Below are 17,607 nucleotides of genomic sequence, written 5' to 3'. Positions count from 1 at the left end.
CGTGTCTAAGAGTAAAAGAATGACTACTCATCGAGTATGTTGAGTCGGTCTTCGATGACGGTGAGTGGTCGGGACCTAGGTCCTGGGAGGGTGGTCGACGGGTGGAGCTGCGCGACTACGTCCGTGTTCTGCGCCGAAGCTGGACGATCATGATCGCCGGCGTGGTCCTCGGCGGGCTGCTGGCCGCCATGGCGACNTGGCGAACGACGAAAGAGTACGCCGCCTCGGTGACGATGGTCGTCTCCTCGCCGGACAGGGGCGCCGGAGCCGCCTCGGCCTACCAGGGAGGCCTGCTCTCCCAGCAACGCGTCAAGTCCTATGCCGACCTGGTGGCCAGCGAGCGGGTGGCGACGGCCGTGATCGCACGCCTGCACCTGCACGCGACTCCGGAGGCCCTGCGGGCCCAGATCAGCGCGCACGCCGTCCCGGACACCGTGCTGCTCCAGGCCGTCGTGCGCGATTCCGACCCGAGACGAGCCATGATCATCGCAGATGCTGTCGGTGAGACGTTCTCCACCACCATTGCGAAGATCGAGACGCCGTCGGCCGACGAACCACCCTCCGTGCGGGTGACTGTCTGGGAACACGCGAAGCTGCCCGTCTCGCCCGTCTCGCCCCAGCCGATCCGCAACCTCGCGCTCGGAGCGCTGCTCGGGCTGATCGTCGGCAGCGCCGCCGGGATCGTCCGATACCGCCTCGACACGAGCGTGTCCAGTGAGGACGACGCCCGTGAGACGACCGAGCTGCCCAACCTCGCCGTCATCGGCTACGACGGTGCCGCCGACCGGCATCCCCTCATCATCAACGCCAAGCCCCGCTCGGCCCGGGCGGAGGCGTTCCGCCAGCTGCGGACCAACCTGCAGTTCGTCGAGGTGGACACCGGACCTCGATCGATCCTGGTGAGCAGTGCGGTCCCCGGCGAGGGCAAGACCACCGTGGCCTGCAACCTCGCGATCACCCTGGCGCAGGGCGGTGCGCGGGTCTGCCTGATCGAGGGGGACCTGCGACGGCCGTCGTTCGGCGAGTACCTCGGGGTCGAGTCCGCCGCCGGGCTCACCTCGGTCCTCATCGGCGCCGCGGACCTCGACGACGTCCTGCAGCCCTGGGGGGAGGGTCGGGTCGGGGAGGGGCGCGTAGAGGTCCTCGCCNGCGGCCCCATCCCGCCGAATCCCAGCGAGCTGCTCGGCTCCAAGGGCATGGCCGGACTCATCAACCTGCTGTCCGCCCGCTTCGACATCCTCCTGGTCGACGCCCCGCCCCTGCTACCGGTGACTGACGCGGCCGTGCTCGCCNCCNGGGTNGNGGGGGTTCTGCTGGTGACGCGGGCNGGGCGGACCCGCCGCGAGCACCTCCGGCGGGCCGTCGAGGCGCTGCGGGCGGTCGACGCCCGGATGATCGGCACCGTGCTGAACATGGTGCCGGTCAAGGGACCCGACGCCTACGACTACGGCCCGGGCGACGGTTACGTGTCACGCGGCCGGCACGCCAGGACCTCCTCGCCCCGAACCCTGGAGATCCCGGCGCCCGATTCCGGGGTCCGGCCTGCTTGGCCGGTCACCTCGCCTCCGTCGCTGCCGTCACCGGCTCCTTCTTCTCCGGCTCCTGCTTCTCCGGCTTCGGCCGTGACGCCGGTTCCCGCCGCCACGGCGCGTCTCGGGATAGCCGACGGTGGCGACGAGTCGAGCTCGGCGCGGGACCCGCTGCCCGACGGCGCCACGACTGTCCCGAGCGCCACGACTGTCCCGAGCGCCACGACTGTCCCGAGCGCCATGACTGTCCCGAGCGCCACGACTGTCCCGAGCGGCGGACCGCACGTCAGGGTGCCGGCGGCACGCGGATCGGCCGAGGAGATCATCTCCGTCGGTGGAAGGACACCGCGCGGTACGGACCCGGCTGGCGGGACGACGCCGGATGACAACGGCGCGACCCGGCCGCCGTCCTCCCCATGACGGATTCGCCACCGGGGGAGAGAACCGGGTCCGCTCCGGGCCTGGATCCGGTGGTCCTGGATCCGGTTCCGGACCTGGACCGGGTTCCGGACCTGCTCACGCGGGCGCCCGTGGGTGGGCGGGACGTGGGTGGGCGGGACGTGGGTGGGCGGGACGTGGGTGGAGGTGCTGAGGCCAGGGCGGGGCAGCACCGCGTCGGCCGTGGTCGCCGGCGTCACCGTGGTCGCCGAGCCCGGTACCGCCGGCTGGCCGCCGGGGTCGCGACGGCCCTCGTTGTGCTGGTGGCGATGACCGCCTGGGTGGTCGTGCGCGGAGTGCTGGCCAAGTCCCGTCTCGACGAGGCCAGGCAGCGGATCGCCGTCCTGCAGCGGCAGGTTCTGAGCGGAGACTTTCCCCGCGAGGCCGAGCTGCGATCGCAGATCGAGCAGATCCGGCGGCGGGCCACCGCTGCGCGGGCCCTGACCTCGGATCCGGTGTGGTCGGCGTTCGGGCGGCTGCCCGTCGCTGGCTGCCCGATGCGCTCGGCGGCGACGCTGATCCGAGAGGTGGACGCGGCCGCCGGCACCAGCCTGCCGGCCGTGGCCGACCTGGGTCCCTCCCTCGATCCGCGGGTGCTGCGCCAGCGTATGACGATCAATGTCCGGGCGCTCGCCGCGGTCCGCCGCCCGGCCGAGCGATCCTTCAACGCCCTCTCCGCGTTGCGGGCGGCGGCGGAGAACGTACCGGACTGCGGATGGGCCGGGCGGGTCAGCGGCATCGCCGACGCCCGCGCCGAGATGATCGATCGGAGCCGGCGCCTGGCCGGTGCGCTGGACACCGTTGTTCTGGCCGCCCGGGTCGGTCCCGAGATGCTCGGCGGGGGCGGTGTCCGTCGCTACCTGCTGATCGTCCAGAACCCGGCCGAGTCCCGCGCCAACGGGGGGATCATCGGTGGGTTCGGCCTGCTGACCGCGGAGCACGGGCGGCTGTCCATCGACGGCATCTCGGGCAACGGTGCTCTGCCGGGAGGCCCCACCCAGCAGCGACCGGCGACGGGGCTGCCGGTCCCGTTCGCGGCCCGTTACGGCGCCTTCTGGCCCGACCGTATCTGGGCGAATATCAACCTGACCCCCGACTATCCGATGGCCGGCAGGCTCTACAGCGCGTTCTACCGGGCCGGCACGGGCCTCGACGTCGACGGCACGATCAGCCTCGACCCCACGACGTTGTCGTATCTTCTCGCCGCGAGCCGGCCCGCGGTGCTCCCCGACGGCACGTCGGTGGCCGCGGGGCACCTGGTCGATCTCGTCGAGTCGCGCGTCTATGGCGAGATCATGGACGCGGCCGCCCGCGACCGCTTCTTCGCCCAGGTCGGTCAGGCCGTCTATGCGGCCGTGGAGTCGGGAGCCGGCGACNCGACGAAGCTGGTGACCGCGCTGGGACGGGCCGCTCGCGAGGGTCGGCTGGAAATATCCAGCAACCACGCCGAGGAGCAGCGGATTCTTTCGTCCACGGCGCTGGGTGGTGCGCTGCCGGACGCGCCTGGGCCGTTTCTCGGGGTCGTCACCCAGAACGCGACGGCGAGCAAGCTGGACTACTGGCTACGGCGGCAGACCACCTACCGCATGCAGCGGCAGCCGAACGGCGCCGGCCTGGCGACGATCACGATCCGGCTCACCAACGCCGCCCCCGGCGGGCTGCCGGCCTATGTGCGCCACCGGCAGGATCTCAAGGATGCCGCTGGGAATCTCCGGGCGCAGAACAATCTCTGGCTCTCGGTGTACACGGGCCGAGGCAGCTGGCTCGTCGCTGCCCGGCTCGACGGTGTGCCCATCGGCCTCGCCGGCGGTTCCGAGTCCGGGCATCCCGTGCTCTCCACCTATCTCACCGTCGATCGCGGCCAGACCCGGACCCTGGAAATCAAGGTCCGGGAGCCGGTAGGCGGCCCGGCACTCACCGTGCGTCCACAGCCGTTGCCCGTCGCGGAGCGCCTGGAGGTGCAGGGGCTACCGGTCGTCCCTCCCTGGTCATCCCAAGGGTCGTCCCAAACCCAGAACTGACTACTCTGACTACAGAGAGTTCTTGACCTTCGCCCGCATCGAGTCGCCCGCATCGGGGCCTGATCCGCTTCGTCCTCAACGCAGCGGATCGAACGGGGACAGCTCGGCCGCGGGCGCACCGGTGGCGATGGCGTCGGCGAGGAGGCGGCCGGTGACCGGGCCGAGGGTGATGCCCCACATGCCGTGCCCGCCGGCGATGAAGACCCGCGGCGAGATGGTCGGGCCGATCAGCGGCAGACCGTCCGGGGTGCACGGGCGTGGTCCCACCCATTCGGCGGCGCGGGTGTCCAGGTCCACCCCGCGCAGCAGGCCGCGGGTCGCCTCGACCACCGCCCGGATGCGCCGCGGGTCGGCCGCCGCGTCCGGATGGCGGAACTCCATCATGCCGGCGACCCGCAGGCCGTCCCTCAGGGGCGTGCAGGCCACCCGGGAGGCGGGGAAGTAGATCGGACCGCTCGGCGGCTGTTCGGTCGCGACCAGGAAGCTGTATCCGCGACCGGCCTGGACGGGAAGGCGGACCCCGAACGGACGGGCCAGCCGGGGAAGCCAGGCGCCGGTGGCGATCACTGCCGCGTCGTAAGGCCCAGCGGGCCCCCCTGGTCCGAGCAACTCCACCCGGCCACCTGCCTCGCGCACCTCGTCGATGGCCATCGCCTCGTGCACGAGGCCGCCGCGTTCCCGGACGCTGTCGGCGAGGGCTGCGACGAAGCGGCCGGGATCGCAGAACCGCTGCCCCTGCACGGATACGACGTACCGGACCTGCTCGGACAGCAGAGGTTCGAGGTCGCGGGCGGCCACCGGGTCCAGCACCTCGGCATCGACGGGCTGGCCGGTCGCCCGGATCTCGGCGAGCNCCGTCAGGAGGGCGTCGAGGCCGGACCGGTCGCGATAGCCGGCCAGGAACGGGGCGGCGGCGCGGGTCGGCGCAGTCACGCCGCCCGCCGCGAGCTCGTCAAAGGCACCGAGAGCAGCGCGGGTCAACGGCACCAGCGCGCGCATGGCGGTTCGCCACCGCGCGGTCGTGCTGTGCCGGACGAATCCGGCGATGAAACGGGCGAGCCCCAGATCGGCGACCGGCGGCACGTACACCGGTGAGTCCGGGCGCAGGAGCACCCGCAGCCCGTAGCGCAGGACCGCGGGCTCCGGCAGGGGCGTCGCGAGCCCCGGGGTGAGCCAGCCGGCATTGCCCCAGGAGGATCCGGCCCCGGCCCAGGTGGGTCCGGCGGTGAGGTGGTCGCGGTCGAAGACCGTCACCCGCCTGCCGCGGTCCTGGAGGAACCACGCCACGCACAGCCCGACCATCCCGCCGCCGATCACCGCGACCTGGTCGGGAACGGCGTGCCCCGGCCGCGGGCGTGACCCGTGCGGCGCGCTCAGCCCCGCGGCGTTCCCGGCCAGTCGGGTCGTGTCCGTCGATTCCGTCACGTCCGCCTCAATCGGGTGATTTCCCACCGCCGCCATTATCCTCCCGCGACGCCGGATCCGCTGTCTACAGCACCACCTCACCGGCCTTCCGACTTATAGTCCGTCGTCGAGTCCCCTCACCGGCAGCCTCGCCCGCGACCGGGGCCACCAGGCCCTGCTCACCGGGCACGGAATCGGCCGGACCCAGGCCGCGGTGTTCCTCGCCGAGCTCGGGGACATCACCCAACCTTTCGTCGCGTTCCGTAGCGACAATGCCATGGGAGCGGGTTGATCTCTAGGTGGTGCGCTGGTGTTCCATGTGGAGCAGCACGAGGCAGGCCTTCACGACGGATCCAATCTTCCAGGGGTCGATCGTGACGTTGCGCAGGACGCTGAAGGTGCCCTTGAGCAGCCCGTTCCCTCGTTCACCGACGGCGCAGCGCATTGTGAATCATGTTGTGCCCCTTGTGCTCGCCGGTCAGGACACCGCCCCTCGGCGCCCCGTCGGGTCGCGTGGCTTGCACAAACACCGCGTCCGCGCCGGCATCCACATAGCGGTTCGCGCGGTTCAAGGCCTCGGCCACGCCGTGCCCGGCCACCAACGCTNCGGTTCGGGNGATCAAGAAACAGCTGGGCTCCAGCCCGCGGCGCGTGGCGCGGAGGCNTTTCTCCTGTTCTTCCACGCTGGCCAGGTCCCGCTCACCGGGGTACAGGNTCGACCNCTTGTCCAGCGTGTTGTCCTCGATGCACACCGCGCTCGCGCCGGCCTGGGAGATTGTCCGCGCCGCCAGGTCTACCTTGCGCGGGCCCCCCGTACCCGGAATCCATGTCCACAACCACCGGATAACGCGTCGCCCTCACCACGGTCCGTACCACACTGGCCATCTCGGAGGAATCCACTAGTCCGAGATCGGGAAGGCCCAGCACGGCGGACACACAGAAACTGCTCACCCAGACGAAGTCGATGTTCTGCTTGTCAGTCACACAAGCGGACAGGCCATCATGCACCCCCAACCCGAGACGTACAGGAGTATCGGTCGAGAACCAGTCGAGTGTCATGTCAGTGCCCTGTCAAATGATTCGGCGGGAAGTTGACCAGAAGATGGACGTGGTCGCGCTCGCCGTTGAACTCGACCAGTTCGGTCTCGACGTCGACGCACACGGCCCGCATGATTTCGTCTAGAAGATCACGGAAAATCTTGTTCCGCGGCTGCTGTGGTCGGGATCCAGCTGTTGTCGCTGGTGCGGGTGAGCCCGAGGTTGACCAGCCGGCGGAGGTTGGGAGCGGCCGCGCGGTGGTGGAGCCAGCTGTCGTTGCGGGCCACGCCGCGGTAGGGCACCCGGCGGTTGCCGTGGGCTGTCAGCCAGGCGATCCCGCGTTCGACCGGGGGCGCCAGCGGCGGTACTCGTCCGGCCAGGCCGGGTCGGTGGCCTCGTGGCGGGCGGCGGCCAGCAGGGCGNGTTTGGGGNGGNTGGTGAGGGTTCGCCCGGTTTGGGAGGTGGCGCAACGGTCACGCGGGCAGGTGCGGCACAGGGTCCTGAACTGGTCCTGGCGGTGACCGTGGGCCTGGGGACGCCCCAGAGGGGTGGTGTGTCCGGCCGGGCAGGTGACCGTGGCGGCGGCGTCNAGCAGCCCCAGCCCGCCCGCGGCCTTCCACCGCAGATCACAGCGCAACGCCCGCACCGTCTCGACTCCGACAACCCGTGCAGGCTCCGCGGCACCACCGTGGCCGCCAGCACCTGCGGTGGCATACTCGGCCGCCCGTTCGACGACGGGTACATGTCGGTGAACATCCCCGCCGGGAACAGCACCTCCCGGTGCTCCGCCAGGAACGCGAACACACTGCCTGCCGGGATCAACTCCCGGCAGGTCTCCCACGCATCCGGCCCGACCGGCTCGCCCACCCACTCACCCTGCATGATCCCAACACTGGCGTCGACCACCACACCAGAACCCGGACCCGCAAGATTTTCAGTGATCTTCCACCCGTGCTGCGCGTACAGCCATTCGTCCAGTCAAACCTACGGACGTCGGGTGGACACCTATGGACGGAAAGCGCCGATCTTCAGGTCGGGGGATGCCTACCGGATCTACCGGAGGCCGATCGAGGCCCGCAGGACCTCGCGGTTGAGCGTGGCGATGCTGTCCAGTGGGATGCCCTTCGGGCAGGCGACGGTGCNCNCCCCGGTGTTGGTGCACCCGCCGAAGCCCTCGGCGTCCATGGCCTCGACCAGGTTGAGCGTGCGGCTCGCCCGCTCCGGGGCGCCCTGGGGCAGGCTGTTGAGGTGCACGACCTTCGCCGAGGTGAACAGCATGGCCGAGCCGTTGGGGCAGGCCGCGACACAGGCGCCGCAGCCGATGCAGGTGGCGTTGTCGAACGCGGTGTCCGCGACGGCCTTGGGCACCGGGGTGGAGTGCGCCTCGGGGGCGCTGCCCGTCGGGGCGCTGATGTAGCCGCCGGCCTGGATGATCCGGTCGAGGCCGGAGCGGTCCACCATCAGGTCGCGGACGACGCCGAACGCGACCGAGCGCCACGGCTCGACGTCGATGACGTCCCCGTCGGAGAACTCCCGCACATGCAGCTGGCAGGTGGTGGTCCGTTCCCGGGGGCCGTGGGCCTGGCCGTTGATGACCACTCCGCAGGCGCCGCAGATGCCCTCGCGGCAGTCGTGGTCGAAGCTGACCGGCTCCTCGCCCCGCNGGGTCAGCCGCTCGTTGAGCACGTCGAGCAGTTCGAGGAAGGACATGTCCGGGTTCGCGTCGGGCACCTCGTAGGTGACCATGCGGCCCGGTTCGTCCGGTCCGGCCTGGCGCCAGATCCGAAGGGTGAGCTTCACGGTCGGCTCCTCGTACAGTCGTGATCCATTGACCGGTACCGCCTCACGCGTAGTTACGCTGGGCGAGGTGGACATGCTCGAACTCCAGAACCTCGCGGTGCAGCACCGGCGGGGTTTCCGTGCCGGCGAACTCCCAGGCTCCGACGTAGGCGAACCGGTCGTCGTCGCGAAGGGCCTCGCCGTCCGGGGTCTGGCTCTCGACCCGGAAGTGCCCTCCGCAGGACTCCTCGCGGTGCAGGGCGTCGACACACATCAGCTCGCCGAGTTCGAGGAAGTCCGACACCCGGTTCGCCCGCTCCAGGCTCTGGTTGACACTACCCGCGTCGCCCGGCACCTTGACCTGGCGCCAGAACTCCTCGCGCAGCTCCGGAAGGCGCCCCAGCGCCTTGCGCAGGCCGTCCTCGCTGCGCGCCATCCCGCACTCGTCCCACATGATCTCGCCGAGCTCACGGTGGAACGAGTCGACGGTGCGGTCACCGTTCACGGCGAGCAGGCGGGTCAGCCGGCCCGTCGCCTCGGCAGCCGTCTCCGCGACCGCGGGATGGCTCGCGTCGACCGCGCCCAGCTTCGTCGAGGCGATGTAGTCACCCAGCATGGGCGGCAGCACGAAGTAGCCGTCGGCGAGACCCTGCATCAGCGCGCTCGCGCCGAGACGGTTGGCGCCGTGGTCGGAGAAGTTCGCCTCCCCGATCACGAAGAGCCCCGGAATACTGCTCTGTAGATCGTAGCCCACCCACAGCCCACCCATGGTGTAGTGGACGGCCGGGTAGATCCGCATCGGCACCTTGTAGGGGTCCTCGGCGGTGATCCGCTCGTACATCTCGAACAGGTTGCCGTACTTCTCGCGAACCTTGTCCTCGCCCATCCGCTTGATGGCGTCGGCGAAGTCGAGGTAGACGCCGAGCCCGCCCGGACCCACGCCGCGACCGGCGTCGCACTGGTACTTCGCCGCCCGCGACGCGATGTCACGGGGGACCAGGTTGCCGAATCCCGGGTAGATCCGCTCGAGGTAGTAGTCGCGCTCGTTCTCCGGGATGGTGTCGGGCGAGCGGGTGTCGCCCGCCTTCTTCGGCACCCAGATGCGGCCGTCGTTGCGCAGCGACTCGCTCATCAGCGTGAGCTTGCCCTGGTAGTCGCCGGAGCGGGGGATGCAGGTCGGGTGGATCTGGGTGTAGCACGGGTTGGCGAAGTACGCCCCGCGCCGGTGCGCCCGCCAGATCGCGCTGGCATTGGAGTTCTTGGCGTTCGTCGACAGGTAGAACACGTTGCCGTACCCGCCGGTGGCGAGCACGACGGCGTCGGCGAGGTAGGTGGAGACCTGGCCAGTGACCAGGTCGCGGGCGACGATGCCGCGGGCGTGCCCGTCGATGACGATCAGGTCGAGCATCTCGGTGCGCGGGTGTATCTCCACGCCGCCGGCATCGATCTGCCGGGACAGCGCCTGGTAGGCGCCGATCAGCAGCTGCTGACCCGTCTGGCCCCGGGCGTAGAAGGTCCGCGAGACCTGCACGCCGCCGAACGAGCGGGTGTCGAGCAGGCCGCCGTACTCCCGGGCGAAGGGCACACCCTGCGCCACGCACTGGTCGATGATCTGGGTGGACGTCTGCGCGAGACGGTAGACGTTGGACTCCCGGGAGCGGAAGTCGCCACCCTTCACCGTGTCGTAGAACAGCCGGTGGACCGAGTCGCCGTCGTTGCGGTAGTTCTTCGCCGCGTTGATGCCGCCCTGCGCGGCGATGGAGTGCGCCCGGCGCGGCGAGTCCTGGTAGCAGAACTGGATGACCCGGTAGCCCTGCTCGGCGAGGGTGGCGCCGGCGGCGCCACCGGCGAGCCCCGTGCCGACGACGATCACGGTGTGGCGGCGCCGGTTGGCCGGGTTGACCAGCTTGGCGGTGAAGCGTCGCTTGTCCCAGCGTTGCTCGATCGGCACGTCCGGCGCCGCGGTGTCGGCGATGTCGGCACCGAGGTTGTAAAACGACATGTCAGCCCTTCCCATGCTTCCGGCACCGCGCCACGCAAGGTCGGCCGCGGAGCCGTCGGCTGTTCAATCCACCAGTGCAGTGACCCATCGGTGCAGTGACCCATCGGTGCAGTGACCCATCGGTGCAGTGACCCATCGGTGCAGTGACCCATCGGTCCAGTGCCGTGCCGTCAATCCACCAGGCCGGCGAGAACCGACACCGGGACGATCACGAATCCCACCGTGAGGAGAACCGCGAGGACATTGGCGGTGGCCTTGAAAACTCGGTCCCGTTTCGGGTTGTTGACACCGAGGGTCTGGGCCGCACTCCAGAAGCCGTGCTGGATGTGGAGCCCGAGGGAGATCATGGCGGCGATGTAGATGAGCGTGACCCACCACACGCTGAAACTCGACACGACGTTGTCGTAGGCGGCACCTTCGACCCCGTGTCGGTTGAGGGTCAGCGTCGTGAAATCGAGGATGTGGTACACGATGAACAACGCGAGGGTGATTCCACCGTAGCGCATCACATGCGTGGCATAACTGGCCCGGGCTCGTTGGCGGTGGACGTACTTTGTCGGCCGGGCCCGCAGGTCACGCCGGCTGAGCTGGTACGCGGACACCGTGTGCAGGCCCACGGCCAGCACCAGCACGACGCGTTGGATCCATAGGTACCACGTATCGTGCAGGACCGGCTCGCCGATCGTCCGGAGCCAGCCGGCGTAGTGGTCGAAGTCGTCGCGGCCAAAGAAAATCTTCAGGTTCCCGAGCATGTGAGCGATCAGGAACAGGAGCATCAGCAGCCCGGTGACGGCCATCACGGTCTTTTTGCCGATGGTTGACCGCCACAGGTTGCGCAGGACGGACGAAGATCGCGGGGGCCGCGGGGTGGGCGCAGGGGACGCCGACCGCGCCGGGGTTGTCACAGCCACGAGCGCACCCTAGAGCGCACTCCCTCCAGTGGTCCAAGACATGATAAACCTGGACTCGATAGTGCCGTCCTATCGACGTCTACGCTGGCGGCGTGCAGCTCCACCAGCTCGCCTATTTCGTCGCCGTCGCGGAGACCCGGCACTTCACCCGGGCCGCCCAGCGGGTGCATGTCGCCCAGCCGTCCCTGTCCCAGCAGATCCGCGCCTTGGAACAGGAGCTGGGCACACCTTTGTTTAACCGCGCGCGGGGGAACATCAGCCTGACCCCGGCGGGGGAGACGCTCCTGCCGCTCGCCCGGCGCATCCTCACCGATACCGAGACCGCCCGCCAGCGGGTCACCGAGCTGCTCGACCTACGCCACGGCACGGTGCGCCTCGGTGCCACCCCGAGCCTGTGCACCGGCTTCCTGCCCGACGTGCTGCGACTGTTCCACCAGCGGTACCCGGGCATCCGCCTGCTGGTCGAGGAAGGGGGATCACGCGACCTCGTCCGCGATCTGGCCGCGGGCAGCCTGGACCTGGCGTTGATCATCCTTCCGCTGCAGAGCAGCGACCCGGCCCTGGCGACCTCGCCGCTGATCCGCGAGAGCCTGGTCCTCGTCTCGTCGCTGGACGAGCCACCGATCGTCGCCGGACGCCCGCTGACCGTGGCCGATCTGCGTAACCACCCGATGGTGATGTTCCGCCGCGGCTACGACCTGCGGGAGGCCACCGTGACGGCCTGCCGGGAGGCCGGATTCGAGCCGATTTTCGCGATCGAGGGCGGGGAGATGGACGCCGTGCTCGGTTTCGTCGCGGCGGGTCTGGGCAGCGCGGNGATTCCGAGCACGGTCGCCCACCGGCTCGGCATGCGGGTCACCCCGTTCGTGCTCCCGGGGCTGCAACGCACCATCGGGCTGGCGCGTCGCCGCGACGTCGAGCCGACCCGTGCCGCCGTCGAGCTGCAACGGGTCCTGTGGGAGTACCTCCGCGACGCCGCGGCCTCGGGCAACCTTCCCGACGGCACCCGGCTCCTCGCCGGACCGACCTCCGCCGGCACGTGATCTGTCATCTTCGGGCTCTCGTGCAACGTATTCGATGAGGCAGACTTTTCATGGCGTGACGATCAGGTTCTTTTCGCGTGAATCGCCATCGCTTTTTCTGGTTCGGCATGTGGTCCGCCTGTCCACCGAGCCCATTTTTTCCGCCCACCCGCACGCGATCCGGTCGGGTGGGCTTAAAGTTGTGCGAGCGGTCGTAGATCGGGCGGTTTCCGGTCTACGGGGACTGGCTGCGGGGATGACTGGCTGCGGGGACGACTGTCAACGCGCGGTTCGCGTGAACTGGCGCCAGTGCACAACGGGGGCAGCGTCGGAGCTGCCGTCGACCTCGAACACACGGGAGGCGATATGAACAGCGTCGACATTGCCCTGAAGGAATCGCTCGAGATAAGCGGGGCGCTTGGGGTTGCCCTCGTCGACTTCACCAGTGGAATGACCCTCGGAACGGCCGGTAACACGCATGTGATCGACCTTGAGATCGCCGCGGCCGGAAACACCGAGGTCATCCGGGCGAAGATTCGGACGATGGAGAGTCTCGGGCTTCAGGACACCATCGAGGACATCCTGATTACGCTGGGTCGCCAGTACCATCTGATCCGGTTGTTGCAGAGCCATTCCGGCCGTGGCCTGTTCCTCTATCTGGTGCTCGACAAGCCGCGCGCGAACCTCGCGCTGGCCCGTCATCGGCTGCGCGCCGTCGAGTCGCAGCTCGACGTCTGAGTGCTTCCGGGGCCCGATCGGGCGGCGCGTCCTCGCCACGGGCCTGGTGCCGGCGCGCCGGTGACCGGACGACGGTGATAGGGATATGACGTGAATATGAACGTGCCGGCGCTGCGGATCCGTGGCGGCGTGCTGGTCGGTCCGACGGAGGTCCGTGACGAGGTCTGGGTCGTCGATGGCCGGATCACCTTCTCCGCCCCCACCGGCGCGGCGGCCCGGGACGTACGGACGGTCTCCGGATGGGTGTTGCCCGGCCTCGTCGACGCTCACTGCCATGTCGGCCTCGCCGCGCACGGCGCCGTCGACAGGCCCACCGCCGAGCAGCAGATCATCACCGACCGGGCGGCGGGCGCGCTGCTGCTGCGCGACGCCGGTTCCCCGGCCGACACCCGGTGGATCGACGCCCGTGACGACCTGCCCCGGCTGGTGCGGGCCGGCCGGCACATCGCCCGGCCCCGGCGATACCTCCGCAACTACGCGGCGGAGGTCGAGCCGGCCGACCTCGTCGCCGAGGTCCTCGCGCAGGCCGGCCGGGGCGACGGGTGGGTGAAGCTCGTCGGCGACTGGATCGACCGCGGGCTGGGTGACCTGGCGCCGTGCTGGCCCGCGGACGTGGCGAAGGCCGCGATCGACGCGGCGCACGCCGCCGGAGCCCGGGTCACCGCCCACTGCTTCGCCGAGGACTCCCTCGCGGATCTGGTCGAGGCAGGGATCGACTGCATCGAGCACGCCACCGGTCTCACCGAGCGCACGATCCCGCTGTTCGCCGAGCGGGGGGTCGCCATCGTGCCAACCCTGGTGAACATCGCGACCTTCGAGGACATCGCCGCGGGCGCCGAGGCGAAGTTCCCCGCCTACGCCCGGCACATGCGTGCCCTGTACGCCCGGCGCCATGACACGGTGCGGGCGGCCTACGACGCCGGCATCCCGATCTTCGTCGGTACCGACGCCGGGGGAAGCCTCCCGCACGGGCTGGTCGCCGCCGAGGTGGCCGAGCTTCGCCTGGCCGGGCTGCCGGCGGCGGCCGCGCTCGACGCGGCGACCTGGGGGGCCCGCTCCTGGCTCGGTTATCCGGGCCTGTCCGAGGGCGCCTGGGCCGATCTGGTGGTGTATCCGAGCGACCCGCGGGCCGACGTCGCGGTGCTCGGCGCCCCGGACCTCATCGTTCTGCGCGGACGGCCGGTCTCTGCCTGAACGTCCCCGCGTCCCCCGGGTATGCGGCTGGTCAGCGGGGAGCATCGAGGACCTGCCGGACCTTGTCCAGCAGGGTGCGTTCGGAGAAGGGTTTGGTCAACAGCGATACCCCCGGGTCCAGCTTCCCCTGCGCGGTGAGGACGGGATCGGCGTATCCCGACATGTAGAGCACCCGGATGCCGGGTTGCTGGGCCCGGATGCGGTTCGCGAGCTCCCTGCCCTGCATGCGCGGCATGATCACGTCCGTGAGCAGCAGGTGGATGTCGCCCCGGTGCTCGATCGCGATCGAGCACGCGTCGAGGGCGGTGGAAGCCGCCAGCACCTCGTAGCCGTTGCGGCTCAGGATCCGCCGGGCGACCTCGAGCAACGCGGCATCGTCCTCGGCGATCAGGACCGTCTCGCCGTGCCGGGCAGGCTCGGAGTCGGCCGGTCGTTGCCCGGCCGGATCCTGCGACAGGTTCCGCATAAAATCACCGCAGTAGGTAATTTACCGGTGGCATTTAGTGGCCAGAGGAACCGTAGCATCGCTTTCGGTGAGTCGCCACCGCGCCGGCCAGGCCGCTTCAGCCCGGCCAGGCCGCGGAGGTCACGGCCTGGCACAGGATCTCGGTGAACGGCCGCGGGTCGAGGCCGGCCGCGTCGAGCCAGGAACCGGAGTAATACGTGTCGGCGTACCGTTCGCCGCCGTCGCAGATCAAAGTGACCACGCTGCCGCGGTGACCGGAGGACACCAGCTCGCAGGCGAGCCGTACCGCGCCCCAGAGGTTCGTCCCGGTGGAGGCACCCGTCCGGCGGCCCGTCAACGTCTCCAGGAACAACATGGCCGCGACGGACGCCGCGTCGGGCACGGTGATCATCCGGTCGACGATGTCGGGGAGGAAACTCGGCTCCACCTGTGGGCGGCCGATGCCCTCGATGCGGGAGTGCCCGCCGGTGACGTGCGGGTCGCCGGTGGACCAGGCGCGGTGGAACACCGAGCCCTCGGGATCGACGACGCACAGCGCGCAGTTGTGCTGCCGGTACCGCAGATAACGCCCGATCGTGGCGCTGGTGCCCCCGGTGCCGGCACCGACGACGATCCAGGTGGGGATGGGATGGCGCTCCAGCGCCATCTGATTGAAGATCGATTCGGCGATGTTGTTGTTGCCGCGCCAGTCCGTCGCTCGTTCCGCGTAGGTGAACTGGTCCATGTAGTGACCGTTCGTGGCCTCGGCCAGCCGCCTGGCCTCCGCGTACACCGTGGTGGCGTCCGCCACCAGGTGGCAGCGACCCCGCTCACGTTCGATCAGGGCGATCTTCTGCGTACTGGTCGAGGCGGGCATGACGGCGATGAAGGGGAGTCCGAGCATGCGGGCGAAGTAGGCCTCCGAGACCGCCGTCGACCCGGAGGACGCCTCGACGATCGTCGTCCCCTCCCGGATCCAGCCGTTGCACAGTCCGTAGAGGAACAGCGACCGGGCCAGGCGGTGCTTCAACGAGCCGGTGGGATGCGTCGACTCGTCCTTCAGATAGATGTCCACGCCCCGTTCCGCCGGCCACAGGTGCAGGGGGAACAGGTGGGTGTCCGCCGACCTGTTGGTGTCGGCCTCGACTCGGCGAATGGCCTCCCGAGTCCATCGGACGTCCTGTCTGGTGGGTGCATCACTCATGCCCTTCCCGTTCCCCGGATCATGCTTGGATGAAGATCTTTGTTCTTTCCGCCCGCCTTCGTCGATTCGTTGATCTGTGAGCTGTTTGTCTCTTATGGGTTATCGATGCGGTTGCGGGCTCTGTATCCGCAAGTTACCGGTTCGATGGTCGAGATGCGCCGTCCGTGGGTCGCCCCTACCGTCAAGCTATGCCGGTTACTCAAGGTTCCGGTGCGCTGCCGGCCCGTCGGATCGTGTTCGTCCATGCTCATCCCGACGACGAGACGATCGCGACCGGGGCGACGATGGCCTGCTACGCCGCCGATCCCGACACCCAGGTGGTCCTTGTCACGTGCACGCTGGGCGAGATGGGCGAGGTGCTGGTCCCCGAGCTGGCCAACCTGCGGGCGGACCGCGCGGACCAGCTCGGCGGATACCGGATCGGGGAGCTGGAACAGGCGTGTACCGAGCTCGGCGTCACCGACTACCGCTTCCTCGGGGGCGCCGGTCGTTGGCGGGACAGCGGCATGTTGNACAGCCCCGCGAACGACGACCCGCGCTGCTTCTGGCGGGCGAACATGGACGACGCGTCCGAGGCGCTCGTGCGGATCGTGCGGGAGGTCCGGCCGCAGGTGATCGTGACCTACGACGCGATCGGGGACTACGGTCATCCCGATCACATCAGGGCGCACGACGTCACCGTCCGGGCCTTCGCCGACGCGGCCGATCCGGACTTCGCTCCCGACGCGGGTCCGACCTGGCAGGTCTCGAAGTTGTACGAGACNGCGCTGTCCCACTCCGCGGTCGAGTCCGCGGTGGACCGCATCTGGCGGTCCGACCTGGCGAAGACGGTCCCCGAGGGGATCACGATGCCCTCGGACATGCTGCTGTCGGTTCCCGATACCAAGGTCACCACGACGATCGAGGCGCCGGGCTTCTTCGCCGCGAAGATCGCGGCAATGCGGGCCCACCGCAGCCAGATGACCGTGGACGGATTCTTCTTCGCTCTGGTCGACGGGAACGGCCGGTCGGCGAAGGCCACCGAGAACTTCGTGCTGGCCCGGGGGGCGGTGGGCCCGGGCTCGGGTTCCGGCGTGGAAACCGACCTGTTCGACGGAGTGGCGACGCGCTGATGCCGGAACGGACCGCGAACGGACCGCGGGAGGGAATCCTGATGTACACCGGGAACATCATGTACGCCAGGGTCGGGGACCGCCTCGTCGTGCGTAATTCGGCAACAGGTCGTACCGAGCGCCACGGTGTGATACTCAAGATTCGCGGCGAGAGCGGCCGAGCGCCGTTCATCGTCCGGTGGGACGACGGCCGCGAATCGTGGTACATCCCGGCCGCCTATGAATCGGTCGAGCTACGTCCCAGCCGCGACCGGCGGCCCGGCTGAGGACCCCCTCGGGTGGAGGGGTGCCGCCCACTGAATCATTGCCGGCGGGCGGCACCCGGCGTCNCCTCCGGAGCCTACTGCCCGGAGTAGAGCTGTTTATAGCGGGCGCCCGCCTGCCGGTTCAGGTAGAGACACGTGGCGCTGAGCGGTCGGTACAGGTTCGAACCGACGTTGTTCGGGTCGCAGTTGTTGAAGTAATACTCGTAGGCCAGCCCCTTGCCGGCATGGGCCACGAACCAGTCGTACATCCACTGGATGTAATTGGCGTTGTCACCGCCACCGTTGTTGCCGCTGGTACTCACCACCCCCCATTCGCCGACGCCGAAGAGCTTGTTGTGCGCGCGGGCGAAGTTGAACCAGTAGTTCAGCCCACCGGGGGCGTTGGCCTGGGCGTCGAACTCGGCCTTTGTCCGGGACGGCGGCCAGTGGTCGTACGCGTCGAGGCCGACCCCGTCCACCCAGGCGTCGCCCGGATACATGTCCATCGGGTTGTGGCTCGGCGGG

14 protein-coding genes and 5 pseudogenes (1 of these 19 only partly in view) are annotated in these 17,607 nt (G+C 69.6%); 7 read left to right on the top strand and 12 right to left on the bottom strand.

Features of this window, described 5'->3' with window-relative positions:
* Positions 1 to 101 precede the first annotated feature (101 nt).
* Positions 102 to 1,949, top strand: coding sequence for a polysaccharide biosynthesis tyrosine autokinase (locus CED_RS08160; RefSeq protein ID WP_035909639.1), 1,848 nt, complete (start codon positions 102 to 104; stop codon positions 1,947 to 1,949).
* Positions 1,946 to 3,988, top strand: coding sequence for a DUF4012 domain-containing protein (locus tag CED_RS08155; RefSeq protein ID WP_235186962.1), 2,043 nt, complete (start codon positions 1,946 to 1,948; stop codon positions 3,986 to 3,988). Before CED_RS08160 ends, CED_RS08155 begins: the two co-directional genes overlap by 4 nt.
* Positions 3,989 to 4,063: 75 nt before the next feature.
* Here CED_RS08155 and CED_RS08150 read toward each other — a convergent pair whose 3' ends face one another.
* The 9 genes and pseudogenes from CED_RS08150 to CED_RS08125 all read right to left on the bottom strand — a co-directional run bounded on the left by CED_RS08150 (position 4,064) and on the right by CED_RS08125 (position 11,122).
* A complete protein-coding gene (locus tag CED_RS08150) occupies positions 4,064 to 5,440 on the bottom strand; it encodes an FAD-binding oxidoreductase (RefSeq protein WP_035909683.1) in 1,377 nt (458 codons plus the stop codon).
* Positions 5,441 to 5,687: 247 nt separating this feature from the next.
* Positions 5,688 to 5,889 (bottom strand): annotated as a pseudogene (locus CED_RS22355) (transposase family protein); the annotation flags it as partial.
* 30 nt (positions 5,890 to 5,919) lie between these two features.
* A pseudogene (locus CED_RS25770) lies at positions 5,920 to 6,186 on the bottom strand (isocitrate lyase/phosphoenolpyruvate mutase family protein); the annotation flags it as partial.
* Positions 6,092 to 6,451: an isocitrate lyase/phosphoenolpyruvate mutase family protein gene (locus CED_RS26095; RefSeq protein WP_084680739.1), complete on the bottom strand. Its 360-nt coding sequence runs from the start codon at positions 6,449 to 6,451 to the stop codon at positions 6,092 to 6,094. The pseudogene CED_RS25770 and the gene CED_RS26095, both read right to left, overlap by 95 nt.
* A 19-nt stretch (positions 6,452 to 6,470) precedes the next feature.
* Positions 6,471 to 6,575: pseudogene (locus tag CED_RS22345) on the bottom strand (transposase); the annotation flags it as partial.
* Between the two features lie 4 nt (positions 6,576 to 6,579).
* Positions 6,580 to 7,312, bottom strand: a pseudogene (locus CED_RS24650) (transposase).
* Between the two features lie 171 nt (positions 7,313 to 7,483).
* Complete coding sequence (locus CED_RS08135; RefSeq protein ID WP_035909636.1) at positions 7,484 to 8,230, bottom strand: succinate dehydrogenase/fumarate reductase iron-sulfur subunit; 747 nt, start codon at positions 8,228 to 8,230, stop codon at positions 7,484 to 7,486.
* 43 nt (positions 8,231 to 8,273) lie between these two features.
* Positions 8,274 to 10,211, bottom strand: a complete 1,938-nt coding sequence (locus tag CED_RS08130) for a fumarate reductase/succinate dehydrogenase flavoprotein subunit (protein ID WP_011437845.1) — start codon at positions 10,209 to 10,211, stop codon at positions 8,274 to 8,276.
* Between the two features lie 170 nt (positions 10,212 to 10,381).
* Positions 10,382 to 11,122, bottom strand: a complete 741-nt coding sequence (locus tag CED_RS08125) for a succinate dehydrogenase cytochrome b subunit (RefSeq protein ID WP_011437844.1) — start codon at positions 11,120 to 11,122, stop codon at positions 10,382 to 10,384.
* Between the two features lie 92 nt (positions 11,123 to 11,214).
* On the opposite strand from CED_RS08125, the gene CED_RS08120 reads away from it, so the two are divergent.
* The 3 genes from CED_RS08120 (at position 11,215) to CED_RS08110 (ending at position 14,076) form a co-directional block, all read left to right on the top strand.
* The gene (locus CED_RS08120; RefSeq protein ID WP_035909635.1) at positions 11,215 to 12,165 is read left to right on the top strand and encodes a LysR family transcriptional regulator; all 951 of its coding nucleotides are present in this window, start codon (positions 11,215 to 11,217) and stop codon (positions 12,163 to 12,165) included.
* Between the two features lie 345 nt (positions 12,166 to 12,510).
* Entirely contained in the window at positions 12,511 to 12,882 is a 372-nt protein-coding gene (locus CED_RS08115) for a hypothetical protein (protein WP_011437842.1), read from the top strand.
* A gap of 96 nt (positions 12,883 to 12,978) precedes the next feature.
* Complete coding sequence (locus CED_RS08110; protein WP_035909633.1) at positions 12,979 to 14,076, top strand: amidohydrolase family protein; 1,098 nt, start codon at positions 12,979 to 12,981, stop codon at positions 14,074 to 14,076.
* 31 nt (positions 14,077 to 14,107) lie between these two features.
* Here the strand turns inward: CED_RS08110 and CED_RS08105 are convergent, their stop codons facing one another.
* Positions 14,108 to 14,542 (bottom strand): response regulator, encoded by a 435-nt coding sequence (locus tag CED_RS08105; protein ID WP_011437840.1) that lies wholly within the window; start codon positions 14,540 to 14,542, stop codon positions 14,108 to 14,110.
* 97 nt (positions 14,543 to 14,639) lie between these two features.
* Positions 14,640 to 15,725: a PLP-dependent cysteine synthase family protein gene (locus tag CED_RS08100; RefSeq protein WP_011437839.1), complete on the bottom strand. Its 1,086-nt coding sequence runs from the start codon at positions 15,723 to 15,725 to the stop codon at positions 14,640 to 14,642.
* Between the two features lie 188 nt (positions 15,726 to 15,913).
* Between CED_RS08100 and mshB the strand changes: the two genes are divergently transcribed.
* Positions 15,914 to 16,837 (top strand): N-acetyl-1-D-myo-inositol-2-amino-2-deoxy-alpha-D-glucopyranoside deacetylase, encoded by a 924-nt coding sequence (gene mshB, locus CED_RS08095; RefSeq protein ID WP_035909631.1) that lies wholly within the window; start codon positions 15,914 to 15,916, stop codon positions 16,835 to 16,837.
* Between the two features lie 41 nt (positions 16,838 to 16,878).
* Positions 16,879 to 17,103: a DUF1918 domain-containing protein gene (locus CED_RS08090; protein WP_232235012.1), complete on the top strand. Its 225-nt coding sequence runs from the start codon at positions 16,879 to 16,881 to the stop codon at positions 17,101 to 17,103.
* A gap of 74 nt (positions 17,104 to 17,177) precedes the next feature.
* Here the strand turns inward: CED_RS08090 and CED_RS08085 are convergent.
* Positions 17,178 to 17,607 (bottom strand): annotated as a pseudogene (locus CED_RS08085) (glycosyl hydrolase); it runs 1,520 nt beyond the window's last position.

It is taken from the genome of Frankia sp. CeD, from assembly GCF_000732115.1.
GTDB classification, from domain to species: domain Bacteria; phylum Actinomycetota; class Actinomycetes; order Frankiales; family Frankiaceae; genus Frankia; species Frankia casuarinae.
Note: the sequence above shows the minus strand (reverse complement) of the source record. Positions and strands in the feature narration are given on the sequence as shown.

What these genes read in the sequence shown, in the direction of transcription:
- CED_RS08110 (WP_035909633.1), top strand. Translation starts at nt 12,979, where the DNA reads ATGAACGTGCCGGCGCTGCGGATCCGTGGCGGCGTGCTGGTCGGTCCG.
- CED_RS08130 (WP_011437845.1), bottom strand. Translation starts at nt 10,211, where the DNA reads ATGTCGTTTTACAACCTCGGTGCCGACATCGCCGACACCGCGGCGCCG.
- CED_RS08105 (WP_011437840.1), bottom strand. Translation starts at nt 14,542, where the DNA reads ATGCGGAACCTGTCGCAGGATCCGGCCGGGCAACGACCGGCCGACTCC.
- CED_RS08090 (WP_232235012.1), top strand. Translation starts at nt 16,879, where the DNA reads ATGTACACCGGGAACATCATGTACGCCAGGGTCGGGGACCGCCTCGTC.
- CED_RS08100 (WP_011437839.1), bottom strand. Translation starts at nt 15,725, where the DNA reads ATGAGTGATGCACCCACCAGACAGGACGTCCGATGGACTCGGGAGGCC.
- CED_RS08115 (WP_011437842.1), top strand. Translation starts at nt 12,511, where the DNA reads ATGAACAGCGTCGACATTGCCCTGAAGGAATCGCTCGAGATAAGCGGG.